Annotated in this window: 20 protein-coding genes and 6 pseudogenes; 13 read left to right on the top strand and 13 right to left on the bottom strand. The window is 68.4% G+C overall.

Annotated elements, in window-relative coordinates; all coding sequences use genetic code 11:
- Window positions 1-83 precede the first annotated feature (83 nt).
- The 5 genes and pseudogenes from AB0G17_RS36675 to AB0G17_RS36655 form a co-directional block, all read right to left on the bottom strand.
- A complete protein-coding gene (locus AB0G17_RS36675; RefSeq protein ID WP_361392396.1) occupies window positions 84-1,052 on the bottom strand; it encodes an ATP-binding protein in 969 nt (322 codons plus the stop codon).
- A 110-nt stretch (window positions 1,053-1,162) separates the two neighbouring features.
- Window positions 1,163-1,541: pseudogene (locus AB0G17_RS36670) on the bottom strand (DUF6009 family protein).
- Window positions 1,538-1,690, bottom strand: a complete 153-nt coding sequence (locus AB0G17_RS36665; RefSeq protein ID WP_361392393.1) for a hypothetical protein — start codon at window positions 1,688-1,690, stop codon at window positions 1,538-1,540. The pseudogene AB0G17_RS36670 and the gene AB0G17_RS36665 overlap by 4 nt, the downstream one beginning before the upstream one ends.
- Window positions 1,683-2,120: pseudogene (locus AB0G17_RS36660) on the bottom strand (DNA primase); the annotation flags it as partial. The pseudogene AB0G17_RS36660 and the gene AB0G17_RS36665, both read right to left, overlap by 8 nt.
- Window positions 2,121-2,242: 122 nt before the next feature.
- Window positions 2,243-2,797 carry a hypothetical protein gene (locus AB0G17_RS36655; protein ID WP_361392390.1) on the bottom strand — a complete coding sequence of 185 codons (555 nt, stop codon included), beginning with the start codon at window positions 2,795-2,797 and terminating at the stop codon, window positions 2,243-2,245.
- 527 nt (window positions 2,798-3,324) lie between these two features.
- Between AB0G17_RS36655 and AB0G17_RS36650 the strand changes: the two genes are divergently transcribed.
- Entirely contained in the window at window positions 3,325-3,582 is a 258-nt protein-coding gene (locus AB0G17_RS36650) for an alpha/beta hydrolase (RefSeq protein WP_361392405.1), read from the top strand.
- A 206-nt stretch (window positions 3,583-3,788) separates the two neighbouring features.
- On the opposite strand, the gene AB0G17_RS36645 is transcribed toward AB0G17_RS36650, so the two are convergent.
- A complete protein-coding gene (locus AB0G17_RS36645) occupies window positions 3,789-5,504 on the bottom strand; it encodes a trehalose-6-phosphate synthase (RefSeq protein ID WP_361392402.1) in 1,716 nt (571 codons plus the stop codon).
- Here AB0G17_RS36645 and AB0G17_RS36640 point away from each other — a divergent pair.
- Window positions 5,433-5,606 carry a hypothetical protein gene (locus AB0G17_RS36640; RefSeq protein ID WP_361392411.1) on the top strand — a complete coding sequence of 58 codons (174 nt, stop codon included), beginning with the start codon at window positions 5,433-5,435 and terminating at the stop codon, window positions 5,604-5,606. The genes AB0G17_RS36645 and AB0G17_RS36640 overlap by 72 nt on opposite strands.
- Window positions 5,607-5,608: 2 nt before the next feature.
- On the opposite strand, the pseudogene AB0G17_RS36635 reads toward AB0G17_RS36640, so the two are convergent.
- Window positions 5,609-6,037 (bottom strand): annotated as a pseudogene (locus AB0G17_RS36635) (HAD family hydrolase); the annotation flags it as partial.
- A 41-nt stretch (window positions 6,038-6,078) separates the two neighbouring features.
- Window positions 6,079-6,603: a hypothetical protein gene (locus AB0G17_RS36630; protein ID WP_361392387.1), complete on the bottom strand. Its 525-nt coding sequence runs from the start codon at window positions 6,601-6,603 to the stop codon at window positions 6,079-6,081.
- A 777-nt stretch (window positions 6,604-7,380) separates the two neighbouring features.
- Between AB0G17_RS36630 and AB0G17_RS36625 the strand changes: the two genes are divergently transcribed.
- Window positions 7,381-7,635, top strand: coding sequence for a hypothetical protein (locus AB0G17_RS36625; RefSeq protein ID WP_361392384.1), 255 nt, complete (start codon window positions 7,381-7,383; stop codon window positions 7,633-7,635).
- A gap of 102 nt (window positions 7,636-7,737) precedes the next feature.
- The gene (locus AB0G17_RS36620) at window positions 7,738-8,190 is read left to right on the top strand and encodes a hypothetical protein (RefSeq protein WP_361392381.1); all 453 of its coding nucleotides are present in this window, start codon (window positions 7,738-7,740) and stop codon (window positions 8,188-8,190) included.
- 154 nt (window positions 8,191-8,344) lie between these two features.
- On the opposite strand, the gene AB0G17_RS36615 is transcribed toward AB0G17_RS36620, so the two are convergent.
- Entirely contained in the window at window positions 8,345-8,755 is a 411-nt protein-coding gene (locus AB0G17_RS36615; protein ID WP_361392378.1) for a VOC family protein, read from the bottom strand.
- Between the two features lie 426 nt (window positions 8,756-9,181).
- On the opposite strand from AB0G17_RS36615, the gene AB0G17_RS36610 reads away from it, so the two are divergent.
- The 4 genes from AB0G17_RS36610 (at window position 9,182) to AB0G17_RS36595 (ending at window position 12,480) form a co-directional block, all read left to right on the top strand.
- Complete coding sequence (locus AB0G17_RS36610) at window positions 9,182-9,433, top strand: hypothetical protein (RefSeq protein ID WP_361392375.1); 252 nt, start codon at window positions 9,182-9,184, stop codon at window positions 9,431-9,433.
- Window positions 9,427-9,657 (top strand): sigma-70 region 4 domain-containing protein, encoded by a 231-nt coding sequence (locus tag AB0G17_RS36605; RefSeq protein WP_361392372.1) that lies wholly within the window; start codon window positions 9,427-9,429, stop codon window positions 9,655-9,657. The genes AB0G17_RS36610 and AB0G17_RS36605 overlap by 7 nt, the downstream gene beginning before the upstream one ends.
- Window positions 9,658-10,316: 659 nt before the next feature.
- Window positions 10,317-11,093, top strand: coding sequence for an alpha/beta hydrolase (locus AB0G17_RS36600; RefSeq protein WP_361392369.1), 777 nt, complete (start codon window positions 10,317-10,319; stop codon window positions 11,091-11,093).
- A gap of 280 nt (window positions 11,094-11,373) precedes the next feature.
- A complete protein-coding gene (locus AB0G17_RS36595) occupies window positions 11,374-12,480 on the top strand; it encodes an IS630 family transposase (RefSeq protein WP_361392399.1) in 1,107 nt (368 codons plus the stop codon).
- Between the two features lie 25 nt (window positions 12,481-12,505).
- Here AB0G17_RS36595 and AB0G17_RS36590 read toward each other — a convergent pair whose 3' ends face one another.
- Window positions 12,506-12,886, bottom strand: a complete 381-nt coding sequence (locus AB0G17_RS36590) for a helix-turn-helix domain-containing protein (RefSeq protein ID WP_361392366.1) — start codon at window positions 12,884-12,886, stop codon at window positions 12,506-12,508.
- 74 nt (window positions 12,887-12,960) lie between these two features.
- Between AB0G17_RS36590 and AB0G17_RS36585 the strand changes: the two genes are divergently transcribed.
- The gene (locus AB0G17_RS36585; protein ID WP_361392363.1) at window positions 12,961-13,644 is read left to right on the top strand and encodes an NAD(P)-binding domain-containing protein; all 684 of its coding nucleotides are present in this window, start codon (window positions 12,961-12,963) and stop codon (window positions 13,642-13,644) included.
- Between the two features lie 393 nt (window positions 13,645-14,037).
- Window positions 14,038-14,766: a hypothetical protein gene (locus tag AB0G17_RS36580; RefSeq protein ID WP_361392408.1), complete on the top strand. Its 729-nt coding sequence runs from the start codon at window positions 14,038-14,040 to the stop codon at window positions 14,764-14,766.
- Window positions 14,767-15,464: 698 nt separating this feature from the next.
- On the opposite strand, the pseudogene AB0G17_RS36575 reads toward AB0G17_RS36580, so the two are convergent.
- The 3 genes and pseudogenes from AB0G17_RS36575 to AB0G17_RS36565 form a co-directional block, all read right to left on the bottom strand.
- Window positions 15,465-15,854 (bottom strand): annotated as a pseudogene (locus AB0G17_RS36575) (pectate lyase); the annotation flags it as partial.
- A 456-nt stretch (window positions 15,855-16,310) separates the two neighbouring features.
- A complete protein-coding gene (locus AB0G17_RS36570; protein WP_361392360.1) occupies window positions 16,311-17,003 on the bottom strand; it encodes a hypothetical protein in 693 nt (230 codons plus the stop codon).
- A gap of 117 nt (window positions 17,004-17,120) precedes the next feature.
- Window positions 17,121-17,399: pseudogene (locus AB0G17_RS36565) on the bottom strand (ArsC/Spx/MgsR family protein); the annotation flags it as partial.
- Window positions 17,400-17,590: 191 nt separating this feature from the next.
- Here AB0G17_RS36565 and AB0G17_RS36560 point away from each other — a divergent pair.
- The 3 genes and pseudogenes from AB0G17_RS36560 to AB0G17_RS36550 all read left to right on the top strand — a co-directional run.
- On the top strand, window positions 17,591-17,761 hold the full coding sequence (locus tag AB0G17_RS36560) for a hypothetical protein (protein ID WP_361392357.1): 171 nt from the start codon (window positions 17,591-17,593) through the stop codon (window positions 17,759-17,761).
- 472 nt (window positions 17,762-18,233) lie between these two features.
- Window positions 18,234-19,082: a hypothetical protein gene (locus AB0G17_RS36555; RefSeq protein ID WP_361392354.1), complete on the top strand. Its 849-nt coding sequence runs from the start codon at window positions 18,234-18,236 to the stop codon at window positions 19,080-19,082.
- 386 nt (window positions 19,083-19,468) lie between these two features.
- Window positions 19,469-19,626, top strand: a pseudogene (locus tag AB0G17_RS36550) (IS5/IS1182 family transposase); the annotation flags it as partial.
- Window positions 19,627-19,927 lie beyond the last annotated feature (301 nt).

Here is a 19,927-nt window from a genome sequence, read left to right as displayed (position 1 = left end):
AACACCCCAGGCCCTTCGTCTGGACGAAGACAGCCGACGAGATCCTCGACAAAGTCGCCGCCTACTGCCGACGAATCTCTGACTCAGGTCACTAGGAAGCGCAGGGCAGACCAGATGTCGAGGACCAAATCCTCATCCTGTACCTGACTGTCGGTGCTCTGGCTGACCTCTCCCGGCCGAACAGTGTCGCTGCGGTGAGCAACGATGGCGGCGAAAGCGCCAGCGCCGCTCTGATGAAGCTCGCACGCGATCCATTTGGCCTTCGCGGGCTCGGGACCGCCATGCGCGACCAGGCGGCGGCTGGCCACCGTGACGTGCTGGATGTAGATATTGCGCGGAATAACGAGCAGGTCCTTGCCGAGCGTAGTCTCCCGGAAGGCGTTAAAAGTCTTGGTGTCGAGCATGAAGTCGCCGCTCAGATCCGGCACCAGGGTGACGATGACGTATGTCTGTTCGTGCGTGTCCAGGCGGCTGGTCAGGTCGCCTTGGTAGCGCCGCAGATCGTCGTAGCGGCTCTGGCGTCGGGCGAAGCGCTCCTGGTAGGCGGCGGCGACCTCGGCTTCGGTCAGATAAACGATGCTGGCCCCGTGGCGCCTCGGGTACCGCAGGCCCTCGTTGACCAGCACACCGTGCGGGGAGGCGGGACTACGGGGCACGGCGACCAGCAAAAACCCGTGACCGGGTTGGGCCGGATCTTCGACCTGCCGGATGTCGAAGGTGGGCAACGGGTGTACGAGGTCGGCGACAATACTGCGGATCCGCAACATCTCACTGTCGCTGAGCGGAACCCCCTCCGCCCCTGCCGCCCGCGCCTGATCGTCCTCGGCGACCCCCAGGAGCAGCACCCCGCCAGCAGTGTTGGCCAGCGCGGCCACATCACCGGCCAGGTCCTTCTTCGCCCGGTCACTGCCGCCGTAGAGCTCCCGTTTGAACTCCAAGTCGTACGACTCCGACACGGCGTTCGCCTGCAAAGCCATCACCTGGGCGTGCGTGACCTCATCCAGGCGCGCTCCGAAGAGCCCTTCCAGACGGCGGGAGCGAAGAGCGGCCATGACACCCGATCATGCCCGAACCTGCCGCGCTTAGCTCCACGATTGAACATATCCTCTGCAAGCCCCGATCCAACCAGGCCCGGCTTTCCCTCACGAATCCGTCAGGGCCGTCACCGGCTGGTGGCTATTGCGGCGGCACCGCGCTGGGAGCGAGGTGTCTTTTCCCCGACGCGGCGGGGTTCATGGTGCGGGGGTCGACGGCTTCGCCCGGGGCGCCCTGCTGGTAGACGCCCTCGGGGTCGCTGTCGCGGTCGTGCGGCAGGAGGAAGAAGACCCGGCGCAGCTGGAGGCCGCTGTCGGGGGCGGCTTCGGCGTCGAGGGCGAGTTCGCTGTAGCCGACCATGCGTCCGTCGCGGGCGTAGCGGGGCTTGCCGCGGCGGCGCGTGGTCTTGTCGAGGGCCTGGCGGACGTAGTCGAGGCGTCGGTGTCCTCGAGCCAGACGACATTGTCCTCGTGGGCCAGTTCGCTGTCTTGCAGTAGCGAGCTCATCGCTGCGGCCCCTTCTCGTCCCTGTCGTTGTCGCAGTGGCTGTTCAGCGCCGTGACGGCGGTCAGGCGGCTGTGGTCGGCGGGTGATACGGCGCGGCTTTCATCGTACGTGCGCCCGGTGGGGGTGGGCAGGGCGCGTGGGTCAGCCATCCTCGCTCCCGGTGGTCGTCCTGGGGTCGGCGTCGGTGTCTTCGGGGAGCAGGCCGAGGCCGGGGTAGTACTTCTTGCCGCTGGACTTCATCATCTCCGCCGGTGAAGCCAGGCCCAGTTCACTGCGGACGCGGGTGGCGAAAGCGCGGGCGGTGGCCGGGCGGATGCCTTCGCCGGCCAGGCACCAGGAGCAGTAGGTGGTGTAGAGGAGGCCTTGTTCGACGCGCAGGTCGCCGTTGTCGCCGGCCGTGGGGGTGCGGGTGCAGCGTTCGGTGAGGAAGCGTCCGATGTGGTCTTCGGTGGTGGCGTAGGCCTCGGTGGCGACGCGGACGGTGGTGGGTGAGGTGAGCGGGTCGCGGGTGGTGAGGTAGCGCCGGGCGCTGTCGAGGAGCCAGTGCAGGATGCCGGGGCCTTCATCGCGCACGAGTTCACCAACACATGCTCGAACTCACGACTCGTCCACCCATGGCCGATGCCCCTGAGTAGCGCGTTGAGCACGGCAAAAGTCATGGGGGCGAGATTTGCCTCCATGGCCAGCCAGCCCATGGGGGGTCACTGCGGTAGTGACCCTGCGGCCAGAGCCTTCCGTGCTGCTGCCTCGAACTCTTGCTGACGGAGGCCGAATGCTTGATTATATTCGCGAAACCTCAACGATGAAGAACTCCGCTCTGCCGGACCAAGAGTGTGAGCCTGAACGTAGCGGCCTTGCTCATCAAACATCGCCCCGGCCGATTGAATCAATGCACCTGCCGCGCGGGCAACCTCCTCGGGGCCTTCCACCTTGACTCGTGCGCACAGGGTCACAGCGACCTTCCAGTCTGCCAACAACTGCTCTGCGGAATCCGACTGTTCAGGTGGCAGAGTTCCATCAGTTGTTACGCGCTCCAGAGAGAGTTGCCGCTTCAGTATCTCGATAGTCACGGTTGTCATCTGATCCAAGAACTCGGTGTACGCCTTGGCCCGGGGTTCCCGCTGATGAATCGTCCACTCCAGCTGACGCTGCCCTTTGGCGTTCGAACGACCGAACCAACCATTGACGACGGCTCCAAGGACGGCAGAAACCGCGCCGATGGCAGCGCCGATGAGACCCACAACCCCCGCATTCATGCTGACGATTGTGCCGCAAGGAGGCATCGCCGAGATCCCCCGCCACCTGCTGCAGGTCGGTCGTGCCCGTCACACCTCAGATGTCCTGGGGTCCTCCGGTTCTCGCTCACAGCCGCTACACGCAAGGCAGCGAAGGGCCGGTTGGCCTCTGTCCGCCCACACAAGCCACGGCTGCGCGTCGCAGCCAACACCGGAGCCGACAAACTGCCTTGGCAGGCGGCATGGTGGGCCCCACCACGGCCCTGTGGGGAGAGAGGCACCCTGAGTCGCTACTCCCTCGCGCCGTGTCGACCGATCGCGCCAGTGCCCGTACGTTCCGTCCAGCCTCATCTTCTGGCCGTTCTCGGGATCGCCATGTCCCGGCGCGACGTGTTCCAGGGCGGCCCAGACCTCGCCGGCCGACGTGACGCCCCAGCCCGGCGCCAGCGACGTGGCCCTGCTGCGCCTGGCGGTGCAGCAGCTCTGCTCCAGGCCCCTTCACTCAGTCAGCCAAGGGACAAAGCAGACCGGACTCCCCGGGTCGGCGGATCCACCGCCGCCAGATCACGACCATCCGGGGCTGGGGCCGGGCTGAGCCGCAGGACCTCTCCCGCATCGGCGCCCCGACGCTCATCGCCAACGGCGACCACGACCGGATGATCCCCACCGAGTTGTCCCACGACATGCACGCCCGCATCCCGGGCAGCACGCTGATCATCTCCCCAGGGGCGGGGCACGGCGGGGTCTTCCAATACGGCGACGAGTTCGTCGACGCCGTGCGAGCCCACCTCGACACCGACAGCTGACATCGTCTGTCCATCGGCTCCTCCGCCCGCACCCTCGGCCTGGCCGACCTCGCCCTCCGCTGGGCCGGGGCGGGCCTGTACGACGGCGGCACCCTCGTCTACGTGACCGCCCGCCCGGCTGGCGAGGACGCCAACGAGCTCGGTCTCATCGCGCACGGCCCGATCATAAGGGCTGCGACCGTGCGTCTCCGGCGCCGTGGCCCTCCTCAGCGAACGCCCAACGTCCGTACGTGTCGAGGGCGCTTCGGGCTGCCACTCCAACGGGCCCTCGTCAACGATGGCGCCATAGCCACCGGGATCGCCGTCCACGCAGCGTCGCCCCGGGGTGCGCTGAAGAGGGCGGCCGGACTCCCTGTCCAGTGTCGTGATCGCACCCCGGGTGTCTTCTCGTCTCGGATCGCGGCGATGACAGCGCGTGCCCATTCCGCAGGCGCGGGGGCGTTCAGGAGACGGTTCAGGCGTCGGGTGTTGGCACGGCGCTGCGCGGGTGTCATAACAAGTGCGGTGTGCAGCACGTCGAGCAGGTCGCGGTCACTGTGAGGGTCGGTCAGGAGTGCGGCTTTGTGGAGACAGTGGGCTGCTCCGGCGTATCGCGAGAGGACCAGGACCCCGGACCGGTTGGTCGCGGCCTGTGCGACGAGGTACTCCTGGGCGGTCAGGTTCATGCCGTCGGCGAGGGAGGTGACCCAGAAGACGTCGGCGGCCAGGTAGTGGTCGATGACCTCGGCGAAGGGCAGCGACCGGGGGACATAGGTGACCGGTTCCCATTCGGGCTGCCGCCACTGGGAGTTCAGCGCGGTGATGGCACGCTCCAGTTCGGCGCGCGTGGTGTCGTAGGCACGGATCCCGGGTGCGGGCGGGGGGCAGATCAGACGGTAGCGCAGCCGGCCGCGGAGTGCCGGATGTCGTTCGAGGAGGGCGCCGAGGGCGCGGATCTTCTGGAGGGGTGCCTTGGCGTAGTCGAGCCTTTCGACGGAGAGGACCAGGAGGGACCGGGGGTCGGCGCGGGCCATCGGGGCTCGTGATCGGGCAAGTGCGGCGACGCTGTGGTGGTCGATGCCCAGCGGGTGGACTCCGATGCGAGGTATGCGAGGTGCTCCGCTCAGCACGTGCAGGAAGTTGTCGGCGAAGTCGGGTGTGTGGAAGCCGGCCCAGTCCAGTTGGAGCAGGGAGGTGCGCAGTTGCTCTGCCGCCGGCAGACGCCGGAAGGTGTCAGGTCGCGGGAATGGTGTGTGGTGGAAGAGGCCGACGGTGAGGTCGGGACGCTGTTCCTTGAGCAGACCGGGTACCAGCCAGAGATTGTAGTCGTGGAGCCAGACCGTTCCGCCATGGTCGGCGTGGCTGCATATGTGTTGGGTGAAGGCCGAGTTGAACGCCTCGTAGTCGGCCCACCACGCGCCACCCTGGCGGATGAGGTGGTCGTGAGACATCAGTGCGGGCCACAGCGTCTCCTTGCAGGCTCCATGGAAATAGCCGGCCCACTGGTTGGCCGGTACGGGCAGCAGGGCGAGGGGGAACCGGGTCGGAGCGGGGGCGGCCATGTCGACGTCGTCGGTGGTGGCGGCAGCCCACACGGCGTCCAGCTCGTCCTCGTCGGCACCGGTCGAGAGCAGGGACGTCAGGGTCGGCAGGATGCCGTTGGGGCTGCACGGTTCCCGCCACCGCCCTTGCGACCAGTGCACCGGTGGGCGGTGATAGCCGATGACCACGCGTCTGGGCCGCTCCACCCAGCCGAGGCGTTCCAGCGCTGCGAGGATCGCGGCGGCACCGTCGAGCGGGGGGCGGTGCACCTGGGGGGCGGTGGCAAGACGCGCCAGCAGCTGCGGCTCGGCGTTCGCGGTGACGACGCCGTGCGTGCCGAGCTGGAACATGGACAGGTCGTTGAGGGAGTCGCCCGCGACGAGAACCCCTGTCTCGGGCAGGTGCAGGTGACGGAGGAGTCGACGCAGGGCCTGCCCTGGCCGGCGGAGTACGTCCAGGTGCAGCCGAGTTCCTTCACGGCTGCCGTGATCTCGTACGAGTAGTCCTCCGGCGCCAGATAGTAGGAGCATCTGCCCTGCTGCTCGATGCCCCATCGGTACACGAGCTGGGGGAACCGGCTGAGCGCAGTGCGCACGGAGCCGTGGCCGGGCCACCCTGTGCGCAGAGGCTCTTCCACCGCGGCCACGTGCCGCATGCACGTCGCGTCGACAACGCTGGCGCCGACGTCGGCGATGATCCAGCGCGGGGACGGCAGTAACGGGTCCTGCGCCAAAAGGTCCTGAACCGAGGAAAGGCCGCGGCCAGTGGCGTACACGACCGTGACCGCAGATTGCCGCTCCAGTGCGCGCAACAACCGTCGGCGGACTTCCGCATCCCCGTGCAGCAGGGTTCCGTCGAGGTCGGTGACCAGGAACCTGTTTTCCGGGGCAGTGGGCACGTCAACAGCGGGATCCTGCCGGGTTGGCTCACGCATGGTCTCCCTTTCGATGGCGCTTACGGGCAGCGGCGGCCGGGCTACCAGGCGAAGTCGTGCGTCACCGGGTCACACACCACCGGCTTGCCTTCGGAGGAGCCGCAGTCAGCGGCCGCAGGCCCGTCTCGGCCCTGGATCCGCCGCATGAGGCAGCCAAGCCGGGCCGTTGCCTCATCGCCGCTCCGTTCCAGGCGGTCGACAAGGTCAGGTGGTGCGCCGCGTACGGCAACCAGCAGTTCATCGGCAACCGCCTCTGTCCCGAGGCGTGCTGGACCTTCGCGTGGCTGGGAGGGCTCATAGGGCTCAGAGGGCTCATAAGTGAAGTGCACGATGTTGCTGCGGTCCGCGCGGTCCACGGCTACCACGGACACCGTCCCGCGGCCAGGCGGGATGCTGAAGGCAAGGGAAACCTCGCCGGCGGCGGACAATCTCCTCTTCCAATCACCCGCGTCCAGCACGCGGTTGCCCCAGAGAACGTGACGGGTCGCGCCCAGTGCTCCGATCAGCGTCACGTGCTGGTGGAAGGCGCCGCTACACGGATCAATTCGTTCGATCTTCAACGACATGATGCATACGTCCATCCGGCTGAGTCGATGCGCGAGCAGATCACCGCAGGCCACTGAGGAGCCGTACGCGGCGCCACCGCGACCCGCCCCAGGAGCCGTGCCGTACCGGCACTCGTCCGCGGCCCTTCCCTTCACCCTCAGCCCATCGGCACCGCCACGACTCGGCCGACTAGCCCGAACGGGGGAACAAGCGGCCGCCCGTCCCCGCGACCTGGCCCAGGCAGGAGCGGGACCCGTATGCGAAGGCCAGCCACGGATGCTTGGCCGGTTCACACCGCCTGCCTCCCGGCCCCGCCCGCAACCGCGCTCGCACCGCTTGCTCCGCAGCACGCCAGTGCGGCCTACCGGGCCCGCCACAACGAAAGAGGACGGCGACACGAGGATGCCGAAGCGAGCCGACCGTACGCCGCACGCGCACAGGAGATCCGCGCCGCGGCCGACACGGTCATCCGGCGCGCAGCCGACCGTGCGCCGTCCCCACCGTCCTCTCCCCCTCCTTCCCGCCGGGCGGCACAGCAGGTGCAGCAGACACCCGCAAGGCCACCAGCGCCCCGCCACTCAGCGGCTCGGGTGAAGTTGGCTGCTGGTTGGGTAGGCGTCCTGTGGGAGGGACGCCATGTCGAACATCCTCCGCACCGAGTTGACTGTCGATCGGCGTCGCGAGTTGCGCGAACTGCTGGCTCGGCGGGATCTGACCCGCTACACCCGGCAGCGGGCGGAGTGCATCCGCCTGCTCGACCGCGGCAAGACCGCCCCCGAGGTCGCCGACCTGCTGGAGTGCAACGTGGTCACGGTCCGCGCGGCGGCCAACGCCTCCACGACGGCGGGGTCAAGGCACAGCCGGACGCCCCACGCCCGGGGCATCCGGCCAGGGTGCTCGGCGACGACGACCGCGCCGCGCCGGCACGGCTGCTGGACGTCTCCGCCGCGGAAGGGATCACCTGGACCGTCCCAGCACTGCGCGACTGGCTGCGCGAACAGCGCGGAGCAGAGATCTCCGCTGACTGGCTGTGGGAGCTGCTGCGCCGTTGACGGCTTCCGCTGGAAACCCACCCGCGACACGGTGCGGCACCAGGCCGACCCCGTCCTCCAACAAGCGGCCCGGGCCCGGTTGGAGGACTTGCGGACTTACGGATGCAGGCGCGCGCGGGCGAGCGCGACCTGATCTTCCTGGACGAGTCCGGCTTCGCCCCGACCATGCCCACCGGCTACACCTCCTCGCGCACCAGGCAGCGGGCGATGGTGCCCCGCGAGGACACCAAGAACCGCCGGGTCAACGTGCTCGGCGCCCAGATCGTGGGCACCACGCCGGACCTTCTCTGGCAGCCCACCTGCGGGAAGGTCGACGCCGGGATGCTGCTGGAGTTCGTCTGCGCGGACCTGGCCGGCCTGCCCGGTGGGGCCACCCTGGAGCTGGCCGCCGACGGCCTCGATGGGCAGATGCCCGTCCGGGCACGCTCGCGGCCGTGCACCGTGGTGCTGGACAACGCCTCAGCGCACACTGCCAAGGCGTTCAAGGGCCGCCGCGAGCAGCTGACCAAGATCGGGGTGGAGCTGTTCTACCTGCCACGCGCAGGCCGGAGTTGAACGACATCGAGTTGGTCTGGCGCCAGGCGAAGTACCAGGATTACCCGCAACGCGCCCAGACCAGCACCGACGCCATCGGCAAGGCCGTCGACCAGGCCATGAACCGTCAACGCGACCGGATCCGACAGTCAGCAACGAACCTCATCCAAGCCGCTCAGTCGCGCTTGGGCCAGATCGGGCCCTGGTCGGTCCAGATGACGCCCTTGTTGCGGCACAGGCAGAAGGGGTGGCCGATCGGGTCGGTGTAGACCTGCCAGCCGTAGCCGTTGGGGCCGATGAAGTCCTGCCTTAGCGTCGCGCCGAGGTCGAGGACGCGGAGCTGCTCGGACTCGATCTCGTCCACTTCGAAGTCGAGGTGGAACTGCTTGGGGTGCTCGCTGTCGGGCCACTGCGGAGCGCGGTAGTCGTCCACCCGGATGAATGCCAGCTCGATCTCGCCGAACTGGATGCCAGCCCAGTCCTCGGAGCTGCCTTCCTTGATCGGACGGCCCGTCACCTCGGAGTAGAAAGCCGCCAGCTTCATCGTGTCCGGGCAGTCGATAATGAAATCGGTGAGTCGCAGCATCCCGCGATCTTGTCACAAGCTCACACCCGACTTCGAGACAGGCCCTAAGCAGCTCCGCTGAGGCACGGGAAGAAAAAGCTCCTGGGGGCTTCGCCCCCAGACCCGTTCACCAGGGGCGGCCAGGTTTGTACCGCAGGTGCGGATCAGCAGCGGACTTCGGCGGAGCCGCTTGGATAACCAGTGATGCTGGCGTCTGCTCGCCGCGTGCGTGCGGCAAGCATCGCCGACCTGGCCCTTGCCCGGCGCCCCTGTGCCGAGCCGGACGACGAGTGTCGTGAGGTGGGGCGGTGAGCGAGGGCGGTCCGGAGGAGTCCGGCAAAGCCGTGGACGTGCCCAGCCACCGGGGCAGCCAGCAGCCGATGAGCCAGTGGAGCGCCGCGCAGCAGCTGTCCTACTGGGCCTTCCACTCCGACAAGCGTTGCGCGCATGCGCTTCTCCTACCTCCAGCTGGGTTCCGACGCGGACGCCGAGGAGGCGGTCGACCGCCCCTTCGAATCGGTGATGGACGCGTGGCCGCGGATGCTGAGCATGGAGCACCTGGAGGGCTGCACGTGGACCATCCTCAAGAACCGGAGCATCGACCAGCAGCGCAGGCGCAAGACCCGGCCTGACCCGGGGACATCAGCGCGTTCGAGGCCGCGGTCAAGGACGCGGCCTGTGATCCCTACGAAGTGCTGACCGGGAACATCCAGTTCTGCACGGCGGTCGGACGTCTCAGTGAGCGCCAGCGCGACGCGGTCATCCTGCGCTACGGACTGGACTGCACGACCAAGGAAGCGGCCGCCGTCATGGGCGTCGAAGAGGCCACGATCCGCTCCCACCTCAGCCAGGCCTGCCGGCGCCTGGCCCAGCTACTCGACGTCCCCGCCAAACCCAGTGGCGAAGGAAAGGCCCACTCATGAGTGATCCCAGCAGCATCTTCCGATACCTGGAGGATTCTTCAGCCGCGCCGGAGCCCGCAGCCGGTACGCCGACCACGACATCTGTGCGGCCGAGGCCCGTCTGATGCGCCAGCAGCGCCGGGCACGTCCCGCGCCTGGTACGGCAGCTGGCCCCAGGCCCGTGCCCGAGCCGTGGTCGTGTCCGTATCTGCCTGGGGCAGCGGACCGGCCGGGTCAGGACGGGCCGCTGGACGCCGAGGACGCGCGGCGGGACCTGACCGCGCTGAGTGTTGTGGTGGTGTGCGGCACCGACCGGGAGAGCGTACCCGTCGCCCGCGCTGCGGGACGCATGCTGCCCGGCCTCATCCTGGACCTCGACGCCACGCTGTTGCCACTCCGAGAAGGAGGCAGCCGCACCCACATGCAAGGGCGGTTTCGGGTTCCACCCGCTGGTGTGCTTCCTGGCCAACACCGGCGAGGCGTTTGCGTGGACGCAAGCGGCTGGACGACCGGGGGCCCTCACGGGATCGTCCGGAAGTTCCCGGGCCGGGGTGGCCTGACCGGCAAGATTCATCTGGCCTGCGACGCCTTGGGTCGCCCGCTCGCGCTGCTACGCCGTTGGAGCGAAGCCTCAATCAGGCGGGATTCCGGGCTCGGCCCGGAGGGGAAGACCCAGCGTTGTGACAGGTCATGTAGCAGGGCACGTAATTCCGTACGAGGTACAGGGCAGCGGTCCGAAGCGGGTCCTCGCACTCCACCACTGGCTCAGCGACAGGTCGAGTTTCGGCCATATGCGGCCGTATCTGGACGGGAGCGCGTTCAGTTACGCGTTCGTGGACTGCCGTGGGTACGGCGAGGCGATGGACACACCCGGCACGTACACGATGGAGGAGGTCGCAGCGGACGCCCTCGCCGTGGCCGACGACCTCGGCTGGAACACCTTCTCGGTCATCGGTCACTCCATGGGCGGCAAGGCGGCCCAGCTGATGTTGCTGGACGCCCCCTCGCGGGTCCGCTCGATCGTCGGCATCTCACCGGTACCCGCCTCCGGGTTCCCGCTCGAAGGGGAGATGTGGGAGCTGTTCGTCGGAGCTGTGGAGGATTCCGGCAACCGCAGGACGATCTTTGACGTCACCACCGGCAGTCGGCATGACGATGCCTGGTTGGATGCCAGGGTGAGCGGCTCGGAACGCTCCTCCTCGGCTGCCCTGCGCTCGTACCTCGAATCCTGGACTCGCGGCTCCGACATCCACGAACGGCTCGAGGGAAATCCGACCCCGGTGCTTGTCGTGGCTGGTGCGAACGACCCGGCGATGGGCCCTGACACCATGCGGTCCACCTGGCTGCAGTGGTATCCGAACGCCGAGCTCGAGGTTTTCAACGACGTCGGCCACTTCGCCCCGGATGAGAGCCCGGAGGCCCTGGCGACAGTGGTCGAAAGATTCCTCGGCCGCTAGTACTCCAGCAGTACTTCGTGCCTTGACCTGGGAAAACCTCGAGCGGTGGGAGTCTAGCGGGCAGGATGCCATCACGGACGGCTTCTGCTCGCACACCCCTCGAAGGAGTGCCCACGACGGCGGTAGTGGCAGCGGCGGGCCACCGCTTGGCGTCGTCGGCGCCAGTGCGACCAGCTCAACGCGTGGGTGATGGTGTGAAGGTCTCGGGGCGTGTGAACTGCCAGGAGTCGCCGCACTTCCGCCACGGTGAGCTCGATGACCACGGCATCCTCACCGACATATCTCCATTTTCGGATGCTCGCGCACTCATCGCCGCGAGGAGGGTGTGGGCGAGCATGGCCAAGGTGATGTGTCGATACCAGCCGACGTAGCGGCGGACTTCGCGTTGCGGGCAAAGATCGTGCTGCGCCGCGCGGAGGGCGGGACGAACCAGCAGGCCGCGGCCGATCTCGGCATCGACAGGTCGACCGTGGACCGCTGGCGGGCCCGGTTCATCGCCCAACGCCTCGACGGCCTGCAGGACGAGCCCCGCTCGGGCCGGCCGCCCTCGATCCTCCTCGACCGGGTCGAGGAGGTCATCGTGGCCACCCTGGAGTCGACCGCGGGCAGGGACACGCACTGGTCACGGGCCTCGATGGCTCAGCGCACCGGCCTGTCGAAGTCGACCATCGGCCGGATCTGGAAGAAGTTCGACCTCAAGCCCCACCTGCAGGACTCCTTCAAACTGTCCACCGACCCGCAGTTCGTCGCCAAGGTCGTCGACGTCGTCGGCCTGTACCACCACCCGCCCGAGAAGGCGGTGGTGTTGTGCGTGGATGAGAAGTCCCAGATTCAGGCGCTGGACCGCTCGCAGCCGGTGCTGCCGATGATGCCGGGCATGCCCGAACGCAGGACCCACGACTACCTGCGGCACGGCATCACCAGTCTGTTCGCTGCCTTCAACATCACTGACGGCACCGTCATATCTCAACTCCACCGCCGTCACCGCGCGATTGAGTTCAAGAAGTTCCTGGTCCGGATCGACAAGGCGGTGCCCACCGGACTCGACGTGCACTTGGTGTGTGACAACTACGCCACCCACAACACTGCCGAGATCAAGACGTGGCTGGGCAAACACCCCCGCTTCCACGTCCACTTCACCCCGACCGGCTCCTCCTGGATGAACCAGGTCGAGCGGTGGTTCGGCCTGCTGACCGACAAACTCATCCGCCGCGGCGTCCACAGGTCCGTGAAGGCCCTGGAGGACGACATCACCGCGTGGATCGACACCTGGAACGAGAACCCACGGCCCTTCACCTGGACCAAAACCGCCGACGAGATCCTCAATTCCCTCGCCGACTACCTCACCAAGGTCGGCACCACCAACCAGAAAACACAGCAGAACTAACCCACAAAATTTCTGGCGCATCACACTAGCAAGGTGAACGAGCGGACTGCGGGTCGGGAACGCATGCTGCTTCCTGGGCGGCCATAACCTCGTCACCGTGCTCGAAGGCCCATGCGCCGACGGCGTCGATGGGCGCCAGCAGGGTCCGTCCCAGAGCGGTGAGCTGGTACTCGACCCGTGATGATGAGTCGGGGTGTGCCTGCCGATCGACCAGTCCGTTGAACTGCAGCCGCCGCAGAGTCTCGGTGAGGACCTTGGAGCTGATGCCCCCGATCCGCTCCCGCAGTTCGACCGGGCGCCTGGGGCCGTCGCGCAGCGCCCAGAGCACCACGGCGTTCCAGGTATTGGAGAGCAGGTCGAAGGCGAGTCTGGCGCGGCAGTCGGCGAGGAAGGCGTCGGTCGTCACGTACCAAATGGTGCCCGAACGGCCTTCTAGCGTCGGTACGAACCGTCAAAGCAGGCACGGAGAGGGAACGCGTGATGAGAATCGGCGTACTGGGAACGGGCAACATGGCTGACGCGCTCGCCACCCACTGGGTGCGGGCCGGGCACGAGGTGATCATCGGGGGACGGGACGCACACAAGGCGGAGTGGCTCGCGACGCGCATCGGAGGGAGCGTGAAGCCGGCCAGTCTGTGCGCGGCGGCGGAGTCCGGTCAGGTGGTACTGGCCGCGTTGCCCTTCGGGGCGGGAGTAGACGTGGCACGGAACCTGCACGCAGCCCTGGAGGGCAAGGTGCTGCTCGACTGCTCCAACCCGGTCGGGCCGGGCTTCCGGCTGCTGACGGAAGGAGGCCCCTCAGCCGCGCAGCAACTTGCCGCGGCGGCACCGGGAGCCCACGTGGTCAAGGCTTTCAACCTCTGCCACGAGGACGTGTGGCGCATGCGGCCGCCCCTCTTCGACGGGCGACCGCTGGCCGTGCCGATCTGCGGGGACGACGAGACGGCCGTCGCGCGTGTACGCGAGTTGGTGCAGGACGTGGGCTGCAAACCCTTTGCTGGAGGCGGTCTCGAACGGGCAGGACTCCTGGAAGCAACCGCCGCGCTGTTCATCGCCCTGTGGGTAGGCGAAGGGGCGGATGCGCAAGCAATCGCGCCTCCGCTGGCATACGCGGCCGGACCGAGCCACCAGGAAACGGAAGGCGGCACGAGGGCTTTCCGTTAGGGGTTCTTAGTGGGCGATCTTGCTCGGGTCGCTGACGGAGCGGCGTGTGAGGACCCAATGTCCGAAGCCGTTCTCCTACGCGGGCTGGATTGCTACTTTTGAAGTGCTCGTTCTTCGTCGCGAACGGCATCTCGGCCCCGATGCCGGCGGTTCGGCAGAATTCCCGTTCATCGGTCCAGGACACGGGCACCAGCAGCCCGGCCAGGTAGTCCAGCGCCCGATCGTGGGGCTCCGCCCTGCCACAACGATGCGCGATGCGGGCATGGGACCTTGGCTATCCCCTCGCACCACGATTGGACTTACTCAACCGTCAGCCCATCGGTACACAGATACACCTACGGGCCCTGTACCACATCCGTCACGCAGATGCGGTTGGAGGGTTAGGCTGACCGGATGACAGCTGATCGCACGGCAGCCAGGCACCGCCGCATCCTCGCCCTGGCCGGCGCGGCCGGGATCGCCCTTGCCGGGAGCGCCTGTTCCTCGTCCGGGAGTTCCGGCGGGGCGGCCTCGGGCGGTGAGAGGCTGTCCTACGGCCGGGTCGCCTCGACGGCGAAACAGCTGACGGGTACGTCGGCCTGCCCGTTCGGCCTCGACCCGGCGGCGGCGCTGAAGGCGGCCGGTGCCGGACGGACCGTCACCCCGGCGGCGTCCGGCGGCCACCCCGCGGCTCAGGGGACCGTCGACCCGGGCCGCCCGGCTGAGGCCTGGCCCAGCGGGAAGCCCACGCCGCCGTTTGGGCTCCCCTCCAACCCCGCCGTCCCGCCGCACGCGTCCGTCGTCTGCAACTTCACGGCTTCGCAAGCCCCGCTGGAGATCGACCTCGTGGCCACGTCCATGGGCGGGGTGGCGGTGAACCTGGCGCTGCCGCAGATCGCCCGCCTCGGCGCCCTCCGCTCCGACGAGGTGATGGCGTTCTCCAAGGACAAGCCCGGGATCGGCCAGACCAGGGTCACCCCGGGCCGGGGCACGGTCGCCGTCGCACGGGTGGCGATGGTGGGCAAGGGCGACCTGGCGCTCGTGGTCTCCCAGGGATGGCCCGTCACCAAGGCGGACCCGGCCCTGGCCGGCGAGTCGCTCAGGAAGGTCGCCGAGACACTCGCGGCCCAGCTGCGACCGTAGGCGGCGCCGGCAGGCACCCGCCGCGCACTGCTCGCCGCCCGACGGGAGCGCGTCGGCGCGGTACCCGGGAGGGCCAAACCGGAGGTCGCCAGGGCCCGCGTCCAGGGCTGCCACGGAGCCTGGGGTGGCTCCGAACAAGGGGACTCGCCAGACAGCTCACGGGACGGAGCCTCCAGCCAGGGCTCGGGTGGTGACGTGGCGCCGAGTTCCCCGAGCCGCACGTGAGCGGCTACACCGACCAGCAGGCGCTGGACCCCGTCCGGACGGAGCTGCCCGACCTGCTCGGCCAGCGTTCAGCCGTTCTTCCGCTCCAAAGGAGCCAGCAGCCCGGCCAGGTAGTCCAGCCGCCGATCGCAGGGCTCCGACGTGCCCAAGCGATGCGCGATGCTGGCATGGAACCCACATCCGTCACGCAGATCCGGTTGCAGTACTGGGCACGCCGGAGCGTCACGATCCGCATGCCGCCCGGCGCGGACCCTTCCCACGTGGGGCGCACCACGGTTATCCGGAGCTCTTCCAGACCCACGCGTGGGAGGGCCGCAGTTTCCGGTAACTGTGGGCGTTCATAGCCCAGTCGCCGCCGACGCGCCCGAGAACGCATCCCGGGCCCCTCACAGTCCGTGGCGCGGTGGACCGCGCGGCACTAATACGCGAAGGCCGGGGGCTTGTGGTCTCCCGGCCCTCGCGTGTCTCGGTTGCTACTTGAGCACGCCCGCACCCGCCGTCGTCGCCAGCGACGCCGGCAGGTTGGCCGCCGAGGTCTCCAGGCCCGTTGTGAGGGTCGGGGTCCAGTTGACCGTGGTCTTCAGGTCCTTGGACGAGGCGGCGTTGTAGGCGGCGACGAGGTCGGTCACCGTGCCGTTGACGAGGTTGCCGGAGCCCTTGACCGCGCCGGTGCGGTCACCGCTGAGGACCTTGGCGGTCTTCGCGCCGGACGGCAGCTTCCAGTAGTTGTTCTCCGCGACGACCTGAGCCTTGGCGCGGGAGTTGATGCTGTACTGCGGCGTGTACCCGTTGAGGACCGTGACGTCGTAGTAGTTGTTGTAGATATGGATCTGGCCGATGCGGGACAGCGGGGCACGCTGCATGAACACGGCCGCGGGTGCCCTTGCCCCGGCCGACGACACCGAGGCCGTGCTCCGACTCCTCACTGACGACGAACTCGACCAGCATCCCGATCCCGGCGCCGGGCTGCAGCCCTCTTTGTAAACGACATTCAGGTGGGGGGACCGAGGGAGTCCCCCTCAACCCCGCGTTGCTGCGCCTTGAGGCGGCGGCAGCCGAGTTTCTGCCGGTGCGGCCGGTCACCGGGCCGGTTCCGGAGTGGCGCATTCTCGACGCGCGGGTCCTGCTGTTCCTGGCCCTTCGCCGAGCCGAGAACAGCAGGACCCCTGACACGTACAAGGTGGCGACCTGGGCGAGGGAGCTGCAGCCGCGCGCCGTCGAGATCGACATCCTGCCGGACGTCTCCCCACCATGCTCTGCCGCACGCCGCACCCGCCGAACCGGGGTGCCACCTCACCGATTTCCTCAGCGGCTGAGCCTCACCCCACCTTCTCGATCAGCGCCCGGCGGATCAGGAACTTGCCGGGCTCCCGTACCTGTTCGAAGGCCGCGTTGTTCAGCAGCGCGCAGCTGCCGGAAACCGAAGTGACCTGCACCGTCGTGGACTTGTTGTTGTCCAGGTTGGTGACCTTCAGCTTCGTACCCGCCGGGAACTGGTTGCTGGACGCGGCCGGTGCGCCACCCTCGCCCGAGAGCGTGACGGTGGAGCCGTTGCACACCTGCTGCCCGGAGGCCGCAGCGCCGGCGCCGTCGTTGCCCGCGGTGGCGGTCGGCGAAGGCTGAGCGGTAGCGGTCTGCTGGGCGGCGCCGCCGGCCTGCTGCCCGCTCTGCGCCGGCTGCTTCGCCCGGGAGTCCTGAGCCGACTCCCCGACAACACATCCGGACGCCTTCTGCTGCACCTTGATCTGGGCGATGACCGCCTCGCGGTTGGCGATCCGCGCCGCCGACTGGGTGTCGGGCGCCGCCCGTTGACCGTCGATGAACTTCTGGTTGTTGCCGAGAGCCGTGGCGAGCCCCTGGCAGATGGCCGAATCCGCGGCCGACAGGGTCCGGGGACTCTGCGCGGCGTTCGAGGTGGTCGCCATGACGAAGGCTCCGCCGCCGGCCACCGCCGCCGCGCTGACCAGCAGCGCCAGCTTCTTCTTCGTACTGACAGTTCTCCTACGCGACATGCGCGCCTCCTGAGAGGTGGGGGAGCGTACGCCGCTATGTACGAGATGCCGAACAAGGTTACTCAGCGGTTTCTGGAGTAACCGAAGTAACTTAGGTCACATGCGAGTTAGGCCTCATCACCGGGACAGTGCGTCGCGCACGGCCTCGTCGGTGCGCGCCACCACCGCTGTGCTGTCGTCCGCCGTGATGACCGGCCGCTGGATCAGTTTCGGGTGCCCGGCGAGAGCCTTGATCCACCGCTCACGCGAACCGGCGTTCCGTGCCCACTTCTTGTGCCCGAGCTCCTTGGCGACGGCCTCCTGGGTGCGTGTGATGTCCCACGGTTCGAGCCCGAGCCGGTCGAGTACGTCCTTGGTCTCGCCCTCGCTCGGCACGTCCTCCAGATGGCGGTGGACCCTGATCGTTTCCACCGCGGACTCCTACGGGCCTTCTACCTCTCCTCACTGGCCAGCCTCAGAACCTGCCAGCGTGGGTGTTGGAGAAGGGTCGGCAGCTACGGGGCCCAGATCGCCCGCCAGACGGCGCCCGCCGGACACCAGGTGGCCGAAGCCGCGAGCAGGTCGCCACCGGCTGGAACGTGTAAGACATGCTGGTCGTGCCGGGTGACATCGACGGCGACAGCAAGGGCGATGTCCTCGGCCGCCTCCCGAACGGTGACCTGTACCTGTACACCTCAACGGGCAACGCCGGCACCGCGGACCTTCACCGCCCGGGGAAGGTCGGCAGCGGCTGGAACATCTACAAGAACATGATCTGAGCCCCACGGCCGCCCGACGGCCAGTCCGCGATGAGCAACGAAGCGGGCCCGCCCACCGGCACCAGCCGACGGGGCAGGCCCGCCTCTGGTACGCAGCCGTGGCCCGCACGGCCAGCCGTCAGCGCCCCTCCGGCCCCAGCAGGTGGCAGCCGATGACCGGGGCGTCCGGCGCCGGTGAGGTCGCCCGGCACGACGATGTCCATTACCGGCAGAGATCACCGCGCGCGCAGTCCCTGCCGCAGCGGGCCCTCCACACCGCCACACACCCTGCCCGGCGAGCAGCTCAAGCCCCTCCCCCGCCCACACGTGACGCTCGCCGCCTGCCGGTGACCCTTCATCCGACTACGGCGCTCAGCGCGCGGCCGAGCCTGAAATACCCTGACCCGGCCGCACAGTTCGGCGAGTACTCATGGCGAAGGTAGTCTCGCCGCACTCGGCCTGAGGCCTGCACCTGCACCGGGATGCCTGGTGGGTGGCTCTGCTGGCCGCGTTCATGGCTTTCATGCTCTGGGCATGGCTGGCCGCCGTCGTCTCCGGGCTGCTGGCGCACGGGGCTTTCGCCCCGGTGACCTGGACCCAGACCTCGGCCGCCGTCACCCGCTTGCTCGCGCACCCCGGCGATCCCGCGGCCGCGTTCGGCAGCAACTCGGGTGTGGGCGGCCCCATTTCCTTCTACGGCCTCATCGCCGCCCAGGCCATCACCTGCGCGTGGGCGGCGCGCACCGGGTGGACCCGCTGGACGCGGTGGCGTGATGAAGGCAGCGACGGACTGGCCACCGCACGCCAGCTCCAGGAAGCCATGGGAGAAGCCAATGCCCTGTCCCGCCTGCCCACCCTGCGGCCCAGCCTCGCCGCACCAGCCGCCCAGGGCGCAGCCGGGCCGGTTCACCTCAACAAGAGCTCACCCGTACAGAAGGACCTCATCGGTCCCACGGTGCGTGATGTCGCGGTGTTCGCCGGGACCGCCGTTCCCAGTGGCGTGGAGCTCTATGTCCCCTTCGAGGAGACCGTCCTGCTCATCGCCCCGCCCAGCGAAGGAAAGACAAGCCAGCTGATCATCCCGTGGATTCTGGACTTTCCCGGCCCTGTCCTTGCCACCTCGTCCAAGGTCGACGTGCTGTACGCCGCGGCCAAGGCCCGAAAGGCCCGGGGTCCGGTCCTGGCCCTGGACCCGACAGGGCTGTCGGGCTGCCCACCCAGGTGCAGTGGTCGTTGTGTGACGGGTGCGAGGACTTCACCATCGCGCGCAAACGGGCGGAGACCCTGGCCAGCACCACCAAGAGCGAGGAGGGGACGAAGAACGGCGGGTACTTCGTTTTGAACGCCCAAATGCTGATCACCTGCTGGCTCCACGCCGCAGCGCTCGAGAAGCGTCCCGCCCTGGACATCATGCGCTGGGCCACCTTCCCCAGCGAGCGTGAGGCCGTCACCATCCTCGCCAGGCACGGGCGCCACGAACTCTCGCGGGCTCTGTCCGCCCAGCACTCGACCGCGCCCGAGGAGCGCAGCGCGTCCTGGCGCACGGCCGAGCAGTCGTTCCTCGCCATGTATGACTCCAACGTCGCCCAGATCTTCGGGGGTTCCGCCGGCGACGACGGCAACCTCAGCATCGAGGAATGGATCACCAAGGGCGGGACCGTGTTCTTGATCGGCGAAGAGGAGGAGGGGTCGGCGCTCGCGCCGATTATGGCCGCGTTCTCCCGGGCGATCGACTCCACGATCTGCCGGGCCCAACAGCACGCCGCCGGGGCGAGGAACAGAGGGGACTACGATCCGGGTCGGACGCGTAGCGAGGGGCTCACGCCGAGCCGGACGACTATGCGATCGGCCGCTCGCACGGTGGCCTGAGCACGAAGATCCATCTCGCCGTTGATACCTCCTCCCACGCCCTGGCCACCGCCGTCACCACCGGACAACGGGGAGACGCTCCGCCCTTTACCACGGTTATGAACCGCATTCGGGCGCCCCGCACCGGCGGAGGCCCGTCCGCGCGCCCGACCCTTCCACCTAATGAATCACCGGTATTGGCCTTAGACCACACAGCGCAGCCGGGAGCGCGAGGGGAAGGCGTCCTAGTGACCTGAGTCAGAGATTCGTCGTTGGTCGGGCATGAGTCGTCCGGGTCCGAAGATTCCGCCGTTGTCGGTCACTGATGCCCAGCGGGCG

Source organism: Streptomyces sp. NPDC023838, from assembly GCF_040639555.1.
Lineage (GTDB): Bacteria > Actinomycetota > Actinomycetes > Streptomycetales > Streptomycetaceae > Streptomyces.
This window is presented reverse-complemented; position numbering and strand designations above follow the sequence as displayed.